We start from the raw sequence: 16908 nt of genomic DNA, 5'->3' as shown, positions 1-16908 counted from the left end.
ACTGTCGCGAACGACTTTCACACGAAAGAAGAGGCTGAAGCGTGGGTCGCCGAAAAGAGGGCACTGGGTACAGATGGACTAAGCGTTGAGGAATCCTGAGAGGACTAGAGCACGTCTCCTAATCGACGAGCTGCTTGAGCCAGGTGCACACCGCTGAGAGAAGTACGCCCGCTCGGTAGGTGAGGGCGAGCTTGTCATCGCGGATGGCCAATCCCCGCCACTGCTTAATTGCGGCGAACGAACGCTCGACGACATTGCGGCCCTTGTCGTTGTCGGCATCGAACCGGACCGAACGGCCACCACGACTGCCGCGGCGGACTCGGTTCCGCCTCTGGTCGTCCGGTTCGGCGATGACCGCTTCGATACCCCGCGATCGCAGCAGGGCCCGGTTGGATTTCGACGAGTAGGCCTTGTCGCCGAGAACTGCGTCCGGTCGGGTTCATGGTCGGCCGGGCCCTCTCCGCGGTACGGCCAATGCCTGCATCAGGATCGGAAACATCGGTAAGTCACCCGCCTGACCTGGGCCGATCAGCAACACCGAAGGGCGAACGTGCCCGTCGGAGACTTGATGAATCTTGGTGCCGAGTCCACCCTGGGAACGGCCTAGTGCATGGTCGGCGGGCTCAGTGAGCAGATTCGTGTAATTCGACAGATCCCCCCGGTGTCCCGCGTGAGGTTGGTGCCGTGCTGATGGGCTCGGCAGATCGTCGAGTCTACCGAGACCGCCCAATCGACGAGTCCGTTCGCATCGGCATGGGCAAGGAGTGCGGCCAGGATGGTGTCCCACGTTCCGTCGCCGTCGTATCGGCGGTGCCGCTTCCAGAGCGTCTGCCACGGGCCGAACTCCGCTGGCACGTCACGCCATGCGATGCCGGCCTGGTAGCGGTAGACGATCCTTTCAAAGACCCGTCGGTTGTCGCGGAACGGGCGGCCTCGCTGGCCGTCGGAGGAAGGTAGCAGCGGTTCGATCAACGACCACTGGGCATCGGTGAGGTGGGGGGTTCCCCCTGAAGTGAGGACATCATGAACACTGGATCGTGAGGATCCAGAGGAAGAGATGTCACTGATGGCGATGAAGGCATACTCGGCAGAGTTCAAGGCCGATGCCGTCGCGCTGTACCTGTCCGACCCGAACCACACCTACGAGGGCATCGGCAAGGACCTGGGGATCAGCCGAGAAACCCTGCGTAACTGGGTACGCGCCGAACGTAAACGAACCGGTACATCCGAGGCCACACGTGCGCCCCGGACGTTGAGGTCGGAGCGCGAGGTATCGTCCGAGTCCGTGTTGGAAGAAGAGAACAAGCAGCTCAGAGCCCAGATCCGCAAGCTCGAGACCGAACGGGAGATCCTGCGCAGGGCCGCGAAATATTTCGCGGGCGAGACGAACTGGTGAGCCGCTTCCAATTCGTCGACGACCACCGCAACACCTTCCCGGTGAAGTGGCTGTGCCAGATCCTCGAGGTGTCCCGCTCCGGGTTCTACCGGTGGCGGGCCGCAGCGTCGGCCCGGGCCGAACGCGCCCGCGCCGATCAGGAGTTGGCCGAGCAGATTCGCGTTATCCACGCCGACTCCGACAGCACCTACGGGTCCCCACGGGTGACCGCCGAGCTGCGCGATGCCGGGCTCGAAGTCAATCGCAAGCGGGTCGAGCGGGTGATGCGCGAGCACGGGATCGTTGGGGTCCACCTGCGCAAACCGGTGCGCACCACTGTGCCCGACCCGGACGCGGCTGCGGTCCCGGATTTGATTCAGCGGGACTTCACCGCGAGCACACCGAACACCCGCTACGTCGGGGACATTACGTACCTCCCGGTAGGTGACGGCAAATTCCTTTATCTGGCAACGGTATTGGATCTACACTCCAAGCGTTTGGCGGGGTGGTCGATCGCCGATCATATGCGCACCGAGCTGGTCACCGATGCGCTGCGGGCGGCCGCGTCGGTGCGCGGTGCCGGTGGGTTGGACGGCGCAATTTTTCACAGCGACAACGGGAGCCAATACGCCTCGACCGACTTCGCCGACGTGTGTCGTGAATTGGGGGTGACCCGCTCGCGAGGTGCGGTCGGAACGTCGGCGGACAATGCCGCGGCGGAGTCGTTCAACGCGACGTTGAAACGGGAGACGCTGCAGGGTCGGAAGCGTTGGAACAGTGCAGGTGAAGCGCGTGTCGACGTGTTCCGCTGGGTCACGCGCTACAACACGAGAAGAAGACATTCCGCTCTCGGTCAGAGCTGTCCGATCGAATTCGAGAAGCGATCGGCTACGCTGGCCGCTGCCGCATAGGAACTGGTGTCCATATCTCCGGGGGAACGCCCGTGCTCGGCACGGGACACGACGCCCAGTGTCGCAGATGCGGCCACCGCGATTTAGGAGACACGCTCTAGTCGATGCGGCTCGCCGGGATGGTAAGGGACCGGTAGCTGAGAGCGCGGTTCTCCTTCGACAGCGCGAAGAATTCACCCGACTCATCCCTATTAGGAAGAGATCCGCGCGTCTGTCGTGTCCCCAGAATTTTGTAGCGCTGCGTGCTGTTCCTGAACGGCGAAGCACTCGGATTTGAATCTTCTCAGGGGGTCTCAATCCATCGTGTGCAACACGCACCTGCAAATCTGAAGGCCGTGTTGTCATCGCCTTGATGTGCCAGGACGGCCCCGGATGGCGCCCACTGTTCGCCAAACGACGACGCTTCACGGAAATGCGCGCCTGTGGATGGGGCGTCCGCGCCGTCGCTCGGGAAGTCGGGGTCTCACCGGCGGCCGGACACAACTGGGCCAGAGGTTACACGCTCTACGGGACGGCAGCGATCAAGACCGTCGCCCCACTCGATTGCCTCGCGTCCGTGAGATCAGTCCCTGCGATCTGTTTGAAGACGAATAGATCCAGATCGCCGACCTCCGCCGAGACGGCCTCAGCGTTGCGAAGAACGCCGAACAGTTGAACTGGGCCCGGTCGACGATCTACCGCGAACCCAAACGCAACGTCGGCTCGTCCGGCGCATATCGACCGCACGAGGACTAGCGGTAGGCCGTTGCCCGGCATGCCCGCCATTCTCGGCGCCCGATCGGCGTCAACCTGGAGCTGGTCGAGGAGATCTCGGAGCTGTTCGCGCCGCACCGTCTCTCGCCACTGCGCACCGAACATAACCACCGCCGTGCCCAGGTTGTCCTAAGAGCGTGTCTTGTATGGGTCGGATCCTGTGTACGGCATGATGCATGGCGTGGTCGATGCGTTGTCTACTCGGTTGGTGCCGGATGCGTTGTGGGAGATCGTCGAACCGCTGCTGCCTCGGTTCTCGCCGAGGCCGCAGGGCGGCGGCCGGGCGGCGCTCGATGATCGGGCGGTGTTCACCGCCGTCGTCTACGTGCTCACCAGTGGCTGCGCCTGGCGGCACCTGCCACCGTCGTTCGGGGTCAGCGTCCCGACCGCGCACCGCCGCTTCGCGGCCTGGGCAAAGGCCGGGGTGTTCGACGAGCTGCACCGCCAAATCCTCGACCGACTCGGCGCCGGCGGGGACCTGGACTGGTCCGCGGCGATCCTGGACGCCGCGCACGTCCGGGCGAAAAGGGGGGCTCTCTGACCGGTCCCAGCCCGGTCGATCGAGGCAAGAACGGCTCGAAGATCCACATCCTCACCGACGCCGACGGGATCCCACTCGTCACCGCGGTGACCTCGGCAAACACCCACGACAGTGTCATGCTGCAGCCGATGGTCACTGCGATTCCGGCGGTGCGATCGCGTCGTGGTCCGCGGCGCCGCCGGCCCGGCCGGTTGCGGGCGGACAAGGGCTACGACTACCCCGTACACCGCCGGTGGCTGCGTCAGCGGGGCATCGTCCCGCGGATCGCCCGCCGCGGCGTCGACAGCAGCGAGCGCCTCGGCCGTTACCGGTGGAAGGTCGAACGCACCCTGGCGTGGCTGAGCGGCTACCGCCGGCTGACGATGCGCTACGAACGTCACGGTGAGCACTTCGCTGCCTTTCTCCAACTCGCTGCTGCGCTGACCTGCTTCAAGAAACTGGCCAAATGAGACATACTCTAAACCGTCGCTGGTGTCGACGGCACGTGAAAACTGACCACGGTATGGCATCTCAATTTTGACCCCCTGACCACCGATCCTGGCTGAAGTCGAGCCAGGAGGGACGAAGGGATGTTGTCCGTGGAAGATTGGGCCGAGATTCGTCGTCTGCATCGCAACGAGCGGTTGCCGATCAAGGCGATCGCCCGGGTAATGGGGATTTCCCGCAACACCGTCCGCTCGGCACTCGCCGCCGACGGTCCACCGAAATATCAACGCGCCAAGACCGGCTCGATCGTCGACCCGTTCGAACCCCGCATCCGGGAGTTGCTGCAGCAGTTCCCCACGATGCCGGCGACGGTGATCGCCGAACGGATCGGCTGGGAACACTCGATCCGGGTGCTCAGCGGCCGGGTCGCCGAACTGCGCCCGGTCTACCTGCCGCCGGATCCGGCCTCGCGCACCACCTACCAGCCCGGGGAGATCGCTCAATGCGATTTCTGGTTTCCACCGATCACTCTGCCGGTCGACCACGGCCAGTCCCGGACGTCGACGAAGCTGCCGGTGTTGACGATGAGCTGCGGATACTCGCGCTGGTTGTCGGCGAGGCTGGTGCCCACCCGCGGTGCCGAGGACCTGTTCGCGGGCTGGTGGCAGCTGATCGACCAGCTCGGGGCGGTGCCCCGGGTGCTGGTCTGGGACGGTGAAGGCGCGGTCGGACGATGGCGCCACCGCAGGTCGGAGCTGACCCAGGACTGCCAGGGTTTCCGCGGCACTCTGGGAGCGAAAGTACTCATCTGCAAGCCCGCCGATCCCGAGACCAAGGGCATCATCGAACGCAACCACGACTACCTGGAAACGTCCTTCCTGCCGGGTCGCTCGTTCACCGGTCCGGCCGACTTCAACCGGCAGTTGTCGGCCTGGTTGGCGGTGGCCAACACCCGCCGCAAACGGGTGCTCGGATGCGCCCCGGCCGACCGGATCGACGCCGACCGGCACGCGATGCTCACCCTTCCGCCGGTGCCTCCGACCACGGGATGGCGCTTTTCGACCCGGTTGGCCCGTGATCACTACATCCGGCTCGACGCCAACGACTATTCGGTGCATCCGGCGGTGATCGGCCGGCGCATCGAGGTGGCCGCCGACCTGGCACGGGTGCAGGTCCGCTGCGAGGGCGCCGTCGTTGCCGACCACACCCGGGCGTGGGCCAAACACCAGACCATCTCCGATCCCGAGCACGTCAAAGCTGCTGTGGCTCTGCGCCGAGACCGCATGAGCGTGGTGCACCGGCCGGCCGAGACCGAGGTGCAGATCCGGGCACTGAGCGACTACGACACCGCCCTGGGCATCGACGACTACGACGGAACGGTGGCGTGATGACGACCAACACCACACTCTCGGATCGGGACCTGACCGCGGAATTGAGTTTTCTCACCCGCGCCTTGAAGGCACCGACCCTGCGCGATGCGGCCGCACGGCTGATCGAGCGGGCTCGGTCCGAGAACTGGACCCACGAAGAGTTCCTCGTCGCATGCCTGCAGCGGGAGGTCTCGGCGCGGGAAAGCCACGGCGGTGAATCGCGGATCCGGTCGGCGCGGTTCCCGGCCCGCAAATCGTTGGAGGAGTTCGACTTCGACCACGCTCGCGGTCTCAAACGGGAGACGATCGCGCACCTGGGCACGTTGGACTTCGTCACCGCCAAGGACAATGTGGTCTTTCTGGGACCACCGGGCACCGGGAAAACCCATCTGGCGATCGGCATCGCGATCCGGGCCTGCCAGGGCGGGCATCGGGTGTTGTTCGCAACTGCCGCGCAGTGGGTTTCCCGACTGGCGGACGCCCACCACAGCGGCCGGCTCGAAGCCGAGCTGGTCAAGCTCGGTCGTTATCCGCTGCTCGTGGTCGACGAGGTCGGCTACATCCCGTTCGAGGCGGAGGCGGCGAATCTGTTCTTCCAACTGGTGTCGAGTCGCTACGAACGCGCCAGCTTGATCATCACCTCGAACAAGCCGTTCGGTCGATGGGGCGAGGTCTTCGGGGACGAGGTCGTCGCCGCCGCGATGATCGACCGTCTGGTCCACCATGCCGACGTGATCTCACTCAAGGGCGACAGTTACCGACTCAAAGGTCGCGACCTCGGCCGCACACCCACCGGACGCACCGCCGAGGACTAGCGACCACTACCGACCGCGAGGGGGTCAATTTTCGGATGCCGGAAAGGGGTCAAAATTCAGGTGCCGTTGACAGCTGGCCCCGATTCGAGCACCCGATGTCCACCATCCATGACCGTCCTGCTTTCTCCGACGATCGGATCGAGGCAGGCCACCACGGAGGGCGACCTCGTCATCAGAAATAAAGGGTCTTTCCTCGATCGAAACTATCGTTGAACGACGCACTCGTACGGTCCGCTTGCTGCATTTTCCGCGGCGCGACGAGGCGAGTGTGCGACTCGCATTGACCGAGCGGTCAAAGGATCTGCCGTCCGGGCTGCAGCAGTCGATCACCTGGGACCCGGGCACCGAGATGCCTCGCCCCAGCGAGGTGACCGCAATGCGGGACGTACCCGTGTATTTCTGCGATGCGCGCTCCCCATGGCACTGGGGTTCGAACGAAAACATGAATGGTGTATCACGGGACTACTTCCCCAAGGGAACCGATCTGAGTACTGCCACTCAAGCATCTGGTGGCCGTCGAAAACGAATTCAATCACCGACCGCGCCAGGTTCTCCAAGACCGCCCCTCCGCAACACTGTTCGATGCTCTGTTAGCTTCTCAGCCACCCCGGGTGTTGGAACGATGACTAGAACCCGCCCCGAACGAACTGCTCGCTTTTCCGAATTGCTCACTTTTCGACCGGACCTGAGTCAGTACAAGGAGGTGGCCAAGCGACCGAGGGCAGTTTCTGGTCGATCATCACGACCACCGAATGCGCTGCAGAGAGTCTCTATGACCATCCCCAGCCACCGCCACATCGCCACCGACCCGATCCGCATCCTGACTCCGCTGGGCTACAGACCCAATGAGCGGGGCACGATATCTCCGCAAGTCAGGTACCATCCCGTTCCTAGCGCAATCTTGAATAGGCGTACTCGAGACCCGGGATGTATGTCAATCCCAGTTCATTTTATTCACCCAACGCTTCACGGAGTGAATGGCTCGCCCTATTAGGTGAAGGGCAATTTTTGTCCGTGCTAGGGCGCTTTTCGTGCGCCCATGGGCTAGAGCGAAATCGGTAATCGAGGAAGAAATAGCGATGGACAAGGTGATGGCTAGACCAATCAATATTCCAGCAACTAAGTTGCGCCTTTGTTGTGCTTCGTAAGCCGCTACGTCGCGTACGATAACTCCTACGGCAGGGAAATCTATGGATGACGATCGGTGGGGCCAGAATACGGCCGAAGTGGTGTACATCGCCGCGAGCAAGTGCTCGGAATGCAGAGCGGAGTCCGCCTGGACTACAACGTCCGACTGACTCTTATGGGTCGAGTTTATAATCTCAGTATATAAAGATTGTCGAATTAGAATTCCGCGATTAGCCAGTGAAAATGCGTCTTCAGAATTGGCAAGGTCAAACCCATTTATAGTTATGCTCACAGATGGAAAGCCTAGCGCGCTGCTTACGCCGGTTCCACTGTCGGTTCGAACCCCCTTTGAAGGTAGTTTGCACTGTATCCTCGCCTCGGTCCGCGGACCATTTTCGAACTGAACGGACGTGGGAATTCTCAGGACCGAAAAGTGAGAACCTTCACCTGACCTAAGATTATTTTCGAAAGCGAGCCGAGCTTCCGGGGAAATCTGTTCCTCGGCGGTCAGTACGAAGTCCGGGTAGCGTCCCTGTACGCATAGACTTGTCTGCCTATCTGAATCATTTACTTCTTTCGCTATCGGGCCCGCCAAGGTGACTTTTACGGTCGACCCTTCAAAATTGCCCTCGCTATTAGCGAATACTCTTAATGATAAGTCAGAATTCGAAGGGTCGACTTCGAGGGCTACGGTTACGTTCGGAGCAGAGCCGCTGAAGCCGTCAGCTTCTACATGTATTACGCTTTGTGATATGGGCAAGGGAAGGGCCTCCTCTACGGCATATCTAAAAATGGGAACCCCTGCGATTGCTGAAATTGCAATTACGACTGCAAAAGCTCCGAATATTTTTACCCAGCGGACGGCATCGGGAGATAATGCACTCCGCTTCCTTCCTGCATGAAGGATTATCGATCCCTTCACCTCTCTCTGTCCGGCAATTCTCTTTTGCCGCGAAATGGAGCCACCTGCACGAGCAGGCCGGGGAATTCTTTTCACGGAGAGAATTTACATGAATGCGACGGAGTGCACTAGTACTGATGTTGAAGGCGGCCAGGCAATGATAAGGACCCGTGGGGTGGCTCTTGCCGGCGATCCAGGGCGGCTAGCTCCCGTAATTTGCTAGTTCGCATCCAGCCGTCATTCCCTCATCGGTCCTTATGTCAACGGCATGATGAACACGGACTCTTTGTCCGCTGACAGTGACGGGTCTGCCGACGGTGCGGTCGTAGTGGGACCGAGACCGACCGCCAGCAGCCATGTCCGCCCCACCTCGACCTGCCCGACGGTGGGCTGGGGGATCTGGCCGTCGAGGATGGCGTCCTGGCCTGCGAGCAGCCGCACCTGCCGGTGCGGACGCATCTGCGTGGGGTGGTCGGTCATCGGCATAGCTCCCGGGTACTCCGCCGCGTGAGACGAAGAGAGCCACCTTACCCGGAGCGGTATGAGACAGCGGGGGTCGAGTTACGCCGACGAAGCCCGGCTGTCGTTGAGTGATGTGGATTCGACGTCGATGATGGGCGCCTATTTCGATGACGAGTGTTCCTATCTCGCGTTGGTCAGTGACGTGCCGCTCGATGTCGCGCGGGTCGCCGATGCGCACACCGGATCGTGTTCGATGTACAGGATGAACTCGCGCACGATCACCACCTCGCGGCTGGACCTGCCGCCGGCGATCGCCGCCGAGGACGCGGCGATCCTCTACGAGGTCTCCGATCCCGATAATCCGGACTGGGCCGACGACGAGGTCTTCTACGGTTATGCCTCTGTCGACGGGTACACCGTTGCTGTCGTGAGCATGAACGGTGTGGAGTTCGAAGGCGAGTTCACCGAGTTCTTCACCAACGCCGTGCTGAAGGTACGCAATCGCTAGCTGCCAATGAGGAACCGAGCACGGTCCCCGGCCTGTGTTCTGTGCCGGCGGGGTGGCGGTGCGACGGGACGGATACTCACCGCGGTTGTGCGACAGTAGAGCTCGTGCCGATCTGGGATCCCGACGATGCGGAGCAGTTGACGTGGCGTTTCAAGGTCGTTGGTGACGTTGTCGAATTCTATGACACGCCCGGGGCGCAGCCCGACGCCCCGCAGGCGTGGGTCGAGGCGGTTGTGGCCACCGCGCGGGATTTGCGGTGTCTGCGCTACGGCCGGGATGTCGATCCTGACCGGCTGATGTGGGAACTGTCGATCGGCCGGACCTATGCCGTCACCATTGGATGGCACGGCACTGCGGGTATCAGTGGATTCGGATTGTGTCAGGGACTGTCGATGAACATCTCGTTCGCCGAAGCCGCAGTCTGGGTTGCCGATACCGCCCAGACTGAGCTGGCGGGCTACGACTTCGTGCAGTGGCCCTCGCGTGGTCGTCATCTGCTGCGGCCGCGGCAGGTCGACGACGCAGCGGTCTGGATCGACGCCCATAACGATCGGGTGGTGTCGTTGATCGGCGACTTGTGCTGCCACGTCTCCTCGTAGGCGGGCTGACGCGCTGATGGTTCCCCCAAGGTCGTCACCTTCGAGGGCGCTTTCTAGCGGCTCGAGGGCTGCGATTCTCGGTGGTGGTTTCACCGCCACGCCGATGCAGCATGGGATCCGGCGTGGCAGGGTCCGGTACGCGATGATCGTCCGGTGCAGTCCGACGGCGTGGTCCAGGTCGACCATCACCAGTTCAGTTTCGGCGACCCTACGGTCGGTACCCTCGATCCGCTCGCGCACGGCACCTTGATCGATGTCGGTGACGGTGCCGTCTCGTTCTACACCGGCATTGCCTACGGTCCGGTCTGCGTCGGTGTCGAGCTGCTCGATCGGCCTCCGATCGATCTTGCGCAAGAAGGCTGGGAGGTCGTCGAGGAAACCACCGTGTCGGCGACCCAGGCGATGGTCGTCTCCGCCGCCGATGGCACCGTCTGCACCACCATCGATCCGGTACCGGCGGGCACCTATCAGGTGCGAGCACACGCTCGTGGCCGCGACACTCATTTCGGTCTCGACGTCGACGAGATCGTCGAGGATTATCTGATCTGCCTGTGGCCCACTACCACCCGCACCACGGATGCGCTGGTACGAACACTCCACAAAACCGACAGCGCATGGTCACCGCAGCCCCAGGTCGACCGCCCGGAACCGTCCCGGGAGTATGTCTACGTCCGGGACGACTCCGGGAAGGTGATCACCGTGCCGCCGCAGAGCCGCGAAGCCCTGGCCGTGCGCTCCGTCCTGCACACCTTCGGCGGAAAACCGCTCACGCCGGCTCTCGAGGCGATCTATGCCGCCCGGCACGTCGCCGGACTGGACCGCGACCTCATTGACCGCGTCGAAGCACTCGACGCCAACCGGCAACGAGCCTTCGCGCGCTGGTGCGTGCACCGGGCATGGGAACGCGCCGGACTCGTACGGTCCCCGTGGTTCCGCCAACGGCTCGCCGACATGGATGCAGGACAATCCGCCCACCCGGACTTCATCGCCAGCACCAACGCCCGCAACCGACTCGACACCGACCCGCGGATCCGGCTCACCCTCGTATCCGGGCTACCTGCGAGTGCGGAGCTCGTTCAGCAGTACGAGGCGATGCAGGCGTACGCACGGAGCATGTATTCCGAGGCGACACCGCTCGAATCGGCGATCGAAGCGCTGCGGCACACCGCGCAGACCTACGGGATGGACTATCCCGAGTTGTTCGCACGGGCTCGCAGCGACTTCTTCGGCGACCACAACACCCAGTGAGCGCGAACCGTGACGGGCAAGGCGCTGTGAATCACATGCTGTACGGCATGTTGTCGACCGAGTAGCCGAAGGCACACATAGCCAGTCCCGTGAACAGACAACCGATAGTGAACCCTCCCGCCGCAGGACGCGCACGGTGCCAGAGAGCGAACACCGTCGTACCGATAATCGCGACAGCACCGAGGGGTAGGGCCCACGCCAGCCAGTACGGTCCACCACCTGGCGGAAATCCGGGTACGTCCCACGCATCGCGCAGCGCGAATACCGAAGGCCAGTAGCCGAGGACGCACACGAGCATGCCGGCGAGCGCACCCCACCAGATCAGCGCCAACCGGGACTCGAACTGCTTATCGGACACCGTGACAACGTAACCGACACCGTGGCGAGTCCGGCCCGATCATCGATCGATGCCACCTCGGCGCGTGCGACAAAGAGTATGCGTATGGCGCTGGATCACGACGCCGACCCTGGTGCGTATCCGACCTCCGCAATACCGCATCGCTGTCACCGACAGTGGGCAGAACCTGAGAATTGACCCCCGGAGCGGCAGGGCGGATTCGTGTCGTCGTCGCGGCACTGCTGGTGATGGTGTCAGTCGCGAGCGTCTAGGGGTGAACATGAGCCGGGGGTTCGGGTTTCCTCTGCAGATCGCTGTTGTTGGCGTTGGTGTACGGGGCTGGGATGGGACACTGACCGAATGCCGATCGTGCAGGGACCTGTTCGACCGCACCGGGGATTGTCGGTGCTGGTGACCGAGCTTGCCATCGGCGATGGGGAGGTCGCGCCACCGCGGGTCGGCGACATCGGACGTTATGCATTGTTGTTCACGGAGACGCTGCCGGATGAGGCGGATCCGAGCATCGTCACCGTCGATGTCGATGTCGAGCCTCTCGATGACGGCATTCCGCTGTTGCAGCCCGCGGCTTCTGCGGGTTTCCGGGACGAGGAGCGGTGGTGGGAGTGGCGATTGTTCGTGCGCGGTGACGGGTGGACGGCCACCTGGTACAGCCGGTGCCCCGCTATCGGGCGGCAACGATTGACCGGTCGAGTCATCGGGGACCTCGGCTATGCCACCATCGGCTCGGTCACCGGCCGGATCCTGCGTGCCCGGATCGTCTCCGATACCTACCGGCTCGTCGAGTCGTCCCCGGCCGCGCCGCGGCGTCCTGCACGCTGGGTTCCGGTACCCGGCACCCGCCGCTTCCGGGAGGTGCAGGCGGCGACCGGGGTGTTCCGGGACGATATTCGTCCACCGGCGCACCTGGCTGCCGGCGAGGACCGGATCCGCGAATGCGGAGTCCTCGTCGATCTCGATCTCGACGACGTGCCGCCGCCACCGGTGCGGCCTGCTGTTGTTCCGGCCGCGGTGTCCGCGCACGGCCCGGATGTGTGGATCATCGATCGGGAACTGCCGGTGGTGCTCCGACTACACGAACAGCAGGTAGTGGGTGAGTACCGGTTTCCGGGCGCAATCCTCCCCGCACCGGCACACCGTCCGCGTTGGGTGCATGCCGACGCCGACGGTTGCTGGGTGGTCGGACGAGATGGAATCTTCCGCTGCACTCTCGACGGGGTGGCCGTACGGATCGACGAGCGCCGCGTCACCGGATCCGCCGTGTTCGACGGGGTGCTGCTGTGCTGGCATCACACCGAGGGGCGGAGCGCGCTGAACATGCGGTGGCCGGACGGGCGACACCACGACCTCGAGCCCGTCGACGGCCGCATCCGCACCGTGCACCCAGGCCCCGACAATTTCATCGGGCTATTGCGCATCGGTGCGAACTCCGACGACGCGCACACTCGACTGTTCACTCTCGACGCGAACGGGCACCTGCACCTCGGCTCGCCTCTGCCGGCAGGGACGGGCACATGCATCGTCGGAGGCGAACCTGCGTGGTTGGTCGATCCCCGAGGACAGTGGGTGCCGATCTGTCGGGATCTGACCGTGGGCGAGGTCGAATCCCCTGGGATCAGGGGAAGTTCGGTCGGAACGGTCGGGCCGTGGGTATGGATCGTGCATCCCGCAGGTGATGATCGGAGGATCGAGCCGAACCCGTACAGCGATTGGCACTGCCTACTGTCGATTCTCGATCCGGTGACCTTCACCCTGCAACGCCGTCTGGTGATTCATTCGCCGTACCCGGAGGTGTCCTACGACGGCGACGGGCGGATCTGGATCGTCGCCGGCGGCATCTGGAGCCTCGACCCACAATCGTCGGAGCCGGCACAGCAGCTGTCCCTCGACCGGCTCCTGGGAGAGTAAGCCCGCCTGATCATCTTAAGCAGCACCGGCCGGCCCTCGTCCTGATCGGCACTCAGCTGAACAACGCAGCCAGCCACGCCGCGGCGAGCAGCACGTCCGGTCCGCGAAGCCATTGCCGGAGCAGATCGACCGGGATTTGTCCCACGGCGGTTTCCAGGATCAACCCGTCATAGCTCATCGACGGCCGGGTGCGTACCCGGTACGCGGCCGCGCAGCCCCCGACCAGCCCGATCGCCAGCGTCGTCGTCATTGTGCCGCCGGTCAGGAGCGTCATGGATATCGCGGCCGGTACCGCGGCCACAGCCGGCACGACGGTCAGCGGCCACCGTATCCGCCGGTCGTCGATACCGAGCAAGGCACCGAAATCGCGGTCGATCGGGAAGGTTCGTCACGGGTGCTGCGTATAGCGAGCTCGTGCAATATTCCTGTGACCTGCGGTGATGTCGCGTCCCCGAAGCGTGTCGAGGAGCCGCTATGTGCTCGTCTCGGTTTTCGTGGTGTCGTTCATCCAGTCATCGATGAGCTTCCGAAGAACGTCCGGACGTTTCTTTCTGGCGGGCTCGATGGTTTCGATGTGGGTGCGGACTTTGTCGATCCATTCTTTGGGGAAGACGTAGGGCAGCGTGTCGGTCGTGCTGCGGGTAACCCTGTTCGGTGCGCGACGGAGCTCGTCACGAGGAAACTTGTCGAAAAGGTCGATCATCTGGCGTGTGGTGGGCGCGATGGGCTTTCCGGGTTCGAGCCAGCCGATTAGGGTGTTCTTGGCGCTGTCGGTGCAGATGCCGCGTTTGTGCGCGATGTCGTTGCGAATCAGCCGGATCTCGTTGAGGAATTCGGATCGGATGTCGTTCTTCGTCCACGGCACGCCGTCGTCGTCGGTGCCGTGAGCGGTCGCAAGGCGCGGTCGGTACACGTCTTCCCATGCTGCGTTGATCGTGGTGAACCATTGTGTGTAGGCCATGATCCCGATCGGCGGGGTGGTGCCACCGGATTGCATTTCCCGCGCAGCAGCAGCGAAGGTCTGCGGCGTGAAGACGACCGGAGCGGGAGTGCTTGCGGCGGAGAGAGCGGACATGGCGATGGTGCCGTTGCCGGACTGGTTTACGAAGTTCATGGTGCTCATGTCGAGGTGATCGCCGACTGAACGGCCCGACGCCTTCGATTCCTGCCAGCGGTTCACTGTTTGGGACAGTGCGTAGTTGGCGGTCAGTGCAAGGAGCAGGGAGGTGCGGTATTCCGTGGCGAAGTCATCGATGATCTCGTCGACGGTTTGGGTGGCCAGCTGATCATCGGTCGTGAGGGCCAGGTGGGCGGTGTGGGCGGTGTCCCGGATTCGGGTCAGTACGGTCCTCAGTTCGGTGTTTGAGGCCGGTGGCGTCGTGAGGTTGCGGAGCTCGTGCCACACGGTGAGAAGCGGTGTGACTGCTTCGGACAAGGCACTTCCGTCGGTGGGGATATCTGCTTCGCTGGGGTGGAAGTATTCGCCCAGTACCGTGCGAAGTTCGTCCAGGGTCGAGGGAAGAACTCGACTGGTGTCGTCCGGCATGCCGGGCAGGATCTGGTCGAGGATGTCGCGTACGTGTGCGGAGGATTGGGTCCACCGACCGAGCTGTGTATCGAGAGGCATCCGACGAGGGTACGAGGCCCGAGGTTCCTGCCGGACTTTCCATATCTGTGGGGTGTGTCGTCATCGCGATTCAGCAGGTAGGCGTGGCGTGACCATGGGTCGGTGCGCACGTCTGCTTGACCATGACGAGGTAACGGGGTTTGCGATGAGGGGCGTCGCGTTGTCCACATCGATGGAGACTGAGAAAACGTCCTCAGAGGATGGCTTGTCGGCGTGTGTCGTAGAGGGCGTCGGCGCGGTGGACGGTCCGTACGACGGTGTCGAGGACGGTGGCGAGGCTGTGGTAGCTGGGTGTGTAGTCGGCTTGGATGGTTCCGTTGCCGACGTCGCGGCGGTTGGACTCGGCGGCGAACATCTGGAAGGACCAGAGTTTGCCGTGGGACATTCCAGAGCAAGCCCGCCAGGCAAATTCGATGGACTTCACGGTGTTCGGGGCGTCGTCGATGTCTCGGACGATGGCGCTGTAGCTCTTCCACTGACAGTCCTTCAGCGAGAGACCGGCCTTGTCGAGTAGCGCGCTCATGCCGGTTTTCCAGCGGTCGGGGTCGTAGTCGTCGCTGCACCCAGCTGCGGCGATGGCTTTGGATGTTTCTTTCTCATTGTTGACGGCGATGGCGACGCGGCGTTGGAGGCGTGCGGTGCGGTCGTCGGGGTCGAGTAGCCAGACGGCCGTTGCCGCCGATTCGAGCGCGCCGCGAATGAGTAGGTAGGGGGCGTAGTGCTGGGGACCGGTCTTCTTGAGTAGTTGGTCGAGGCCCCATAGGCAGTCCAGCGAGTGGTGGAGCGCACGGTCGACGCTGTGTCCTACCTGTAGGCCGGGCATCCGCTGGTGGTCGAGGGCGAGGCTGCTGTGCGGGTGGATCGGGTAGCCGACGGTGGTTCGTTTGTGTTCGATCGGTCCGAGCGTGCCGAGTAGGCGAGATGTCGCGACTCGTCCGGCCTCGTTGGCGGCTTCTTGTGTGGGGGTTGTGGTCACGTAGGGAGCGTATTCGGGTGCTCTGACCGAAGTTGCTGGTCGGGTGTGTTCAGCGTTCCCAGCTGGCTTTGTATTCGGGGCAGTAGATGTCGATACCGAGGGCGGCGATTGTTGCGGCATCGTCTTCGGGGAGGTCGGTCCGGACTGCGATTCGTTGGGTGATGTTGTAGAGCTCGAAGGGGTCGACGTTGGCAGGGTCGTCGGTGGACTCGTCGAGGTCGGTGCAGGTGTTCTGGGCTTGTTGTCGGGCGAAGTCGACTTCGACATCGAGGTTTTCGGCGCTGAGTCGTTGGTTGAATTCGGAGTCTTGGTCGGCGCTTGAGGCATCGTTGTTTCCGCCGCAGGCACCGGCGAGCAGCACGACGGTGAGCGCAGTGGTTGCGACGAATGCTCGGGTGGGTGTAGGGGTGCAGATTTTCATCGTGTGTCCTATGACGTGTGGGTGTTGTTGTGTTTATCGCAGGTAGCGTGCGTGTTGTGTCGTCACGCTTTGGTGTCGATGTGCGAGGTTGGTATGTGTTGTGAGCTGGGGTGATGGCATGTCCTGGTGTGGGCAGGCGGTGGTGCCGGCGGGTGTGTAGGGGGTCGGCGTGGGGCGGTGGGGTGCTGTCTTGGTGTGTTTTTGAAATATGTTGTGGCACAGTAATTATTGTGAATCTTGTTGTTGTACATGATTTTATCGGTGTAATGCGCATGTCGGTTTGGTGATATCGGTTTACACACCTGTCGCATAACGGATTTGGTTATTGTATGTGTCTCTGTGCGTCTGGCGCCGTCTTGGTGTGTGGGGTAGGATGGGAGCATGATGTCGGGACGAGGAGTCAGCAGCGCGGCGGCGGTATGTGCGGCGCGCGCAGCGCGTCCCGGTCTGTCGTTGCTCTCCGGTATGGCATGTGAAGTGACGATGAAAAATGTTGGCGCACATGAAATATTGCTTTCGAGCGGAGCGCAGCGACGCGGGCGACGGCATCGTGACTGGACTCCCGTCGAGCCGCGCAGCGGCTC

Annotated in this window: 16 protein-coding genes and 1 pseudogene; 9 read left to right on the top strand and 8 right to left on the bottom strand. The window is 63.0% G+C overall.

The features are described from left to right. Window positions 1-118: 118 nt before the first annotated feature. Window positions 119-972 (bottom strand): annotated as a pseudogene (locus OCS65_RS28615) (IS5 family transposase). 94 nt (window positions 973-1066) lie between these two features. Between OCS65_RS28615 and OCS65_RS28610 the strand changes: the two are divergent. The 5 genes from OCS65_RS28610 to OCS65_RS29995 all read left to right on the top strand — a co-directional run bounded on the left by OCS65_RS28610 (window position 1067) and on the right by OCS65_RS29995 (window position 7185). After that, window positions 1067-2286 (top strand): IS3 family transposase gene (locus OCS65_RS28610; RefSeq protein WP_263510492.1). Its coding sequence is split into 2 segments (ribosomal slippage): window positions 1067-1376 and window positions 1376-2286, totalling 1221 coding nucleotides; the frame shifts between segments, so codons are not numbered across the junction. A gap of 925 nt (window positions 2287-3211) precedes the next feature. Further along, window positions 3212-4029 (top strand): IS5 family transposase gene (locus tag OCS65_RS28605; RefSeq protein ID WP_420833262.1). Its coding sequence is split into 2 segments (ribosomal slippage): window positions 3212-3562 and window positions 3565-4029, totalling 816 coding nucleotides; the frame shifts between segments, so codons are not numbered across the junction. Between the two features lie 120 nt (window positions 4030-4149). Further along, window positions 4150-5394, top strand: a complete 1245-nt coding sequence (gene istA, locus OCS65_RS28600) for an IS21 family transposase (protein WP_024100361.1) — start codon at window positions 4150-4152, stop codon at window positions 5392-5394. Continuing rightward, entirely contained in the window at window positions 5394-6191 is a 798-nt protein-coding gene (gene istB / locus OCS65_RS28595) for an IS21-like element helper ATPase IstB (RefSeq protein WP_024100362.1), read from the top strand. Before istA ends, istB begins: the two co-directional genes overlap by 1 nt. A 178-nt stretch (window positions 6192-6369) precedes the next feature. After that, entirely contained in the window at window positions 6370-7185 is an 816-nt protein-coding gene (locus tag OCS65_RS29995) for an IS30 family transposase (protein ID WP_420833261.1), read from the top strand. Here the strand turns inward: OCS65_RS29995 and OCS65_RS28590 are convergent. Continuing rightward, window positions 7126-8316: a hypothetical protein gene (locus OCS65_RS28590; RefSeq protein WP_263510491.1), complete on the bottom strand. Its 1191-nt coding sequence runs from the start codon at window positions 8314-8316 to the stop codon at window positions 7126-7128. The two genes, OCS65_RS29995 and OCS65_RS28590, sit on opposite strands and share 60 nt — an antisense overlap. 159 nt (window positions 8317-8475) lie before the next feature. After that, the gene (locus OCS65_RS28585) at window positions 8476-8700 is read right to left on the bottom strand and encodes a hypothetical protein (RefSeq protein ID WP_263510490.1); all 225 of its coding nucleotides are present in this window, start codon (window positions 8698-8700) and stop codon (window positions 8476-8478) included. 115 nt (window positions 8701-8815) lie between these two features. Here OCS65_RS28585 and OCS65_RS28580 point away from each other — a divergent pair, with 115 nt between their 5' ends. The 3 genes from OCS65_RS28580 to OCS65_RS28570 all read left to right on the top strand — a co-directional run bounded on the left by OCS65_RS28580 (window position 8816) and on the right by OCS65_RS28570 (window position 11037). Further along, window positions 8816-9190, top strand: coding sequence for a hypothetical protein (locus OCS65_RS28580; protein ID WP_263510489.1), 375 nt, complete (start codon window positions 8816-8818; stop codon window positions 9188-9190). Window positions 9191-9294: 104 nt separating this feature from the next. Next, complete coding sequence (locus tag OCS65_RS28575) at window positions 9295-9789, top strand: hypothetical protein (protein ID WP_263510488.1); 495 nt, start codon at window positions 9295-9297, stop codon at window positions 9787-9789. A 153-nt stretch (window positions 9790-9942) separates the two neighbouring features. Further along, a complete protein-coding gene (locus OCS65_RS28570) occupies window positions 9943-11037 on the top strand; it encodes a hypothetical protein (protein WP_263510487.1) in 1095 nt (364 codons plus the stop codon). A 31-nt stretch (window positions 11038-11068) separates the two neighbouring features. Here the strand turns inward: OCS65_RS28570 and OCS65_RS28565 are convergent, their stop codons facing one another. After that, complete coding sequence (locus OCS65_RS28565) at window positions 11069-11395, bottom strand: hypothetical protein (RefSeq protein ID WP_263510486.1); 327 nt, start codon at window positions 11393-11395, stop codon at window positions 11069-11071. Between the two features lie 390 nt (window positions 11396-11785). On the opposite strand from OCS65_RS28565, the gene OCS65_RS28560 reads away from it, so the two are divergent. Continuing rightward, window positions 11786-13300 carry a hypothetical protein gene (locus OCS65_RS28560; protein ID WP_263510485.1) on the top strand — a complete coding sequence of 505 codons (1515 nt, stop codon included), beginning with the start codon at window positions 11786-11788 and terminating at the stop codon, window positions 13298-13300. A gap of 52 nt (window positions 13301-13352) precedes the next feature. Here OCS65_RS28560 and OCS65_RS28555 read toward each other — a convergent pair whose 3' ends face one another. The 4 genes from OCS65_RS28555 to OCS65_RS28540 all read right to left on the bottom strand — a co-directional run bounded on the left by OCS65_RS28555 (window position 13353) and on the right by OCS65_RS28540 (window position 16324). Then, window positions 13353-13550: a hypothetical protein gene (locus OCS65_RS28555; RefSeq protein ID WP_263510484.1), complete on the bottom strand. Its 198-nt coding sequence runs from the start codon at window positions 13548-13550 to the stop codon at window positions 13353-13355. A 222-nt stretch (window positions 13551-13772) separates the two neighbouring features. Continuing rightward, a complete protein-coding gene (locus OCS65_RS28550; RefSeq protein ID WP_263510483.1) occupies window positions 13773-14927 on the bottom strand; it encodes a hypothetical protein in 1155 nt (384 codons plus the stop codon). A 193-nt stretch (window positions 14928-15120) separates the two neighbouring features. Then, window positions 15121-15903 (bottom strand): hypothetical protein, encoded by a 783-nt coding sequence (locus OCS65_RS28545; RefSeq protein WP_263510482.1) that lies wholly within the window; start codon window positions 15901-15903, stop codon window positions 15121-15123. A 49-nt stretch (window positions 15904-15952) separates the two neighbouring features. Next, window positions 15953-16324 carry a DUF732 domain-containing protein gene (locus OCS65_RS28540; protein ID WP_263510481.1) on the bottom strand — a complete coding sequence of 124 codons (372 nt, stop codon included), beginning with the start codon at window positions 16322-16324 and terminating at the stop codon, window positions 15953-15955. Window positions 16325-16908 lie beyond the last annotated feature (584 nt).

This window comes from Rhodococcus aetherivorans (genome assembly GCF_025722975.1).
Lineage (GTDB): Bacteria > Actinomycetota > Actinomycetes > Mycobacteriales > Mycobacteriaceae > Rhodococcus > Rhodococcus aetherivorans.
The sequence above is the reverse complement of the archived record's forward strand: the minus strand, read 5'-3'. Positions and strand labels throughout refer to the sequence as shown.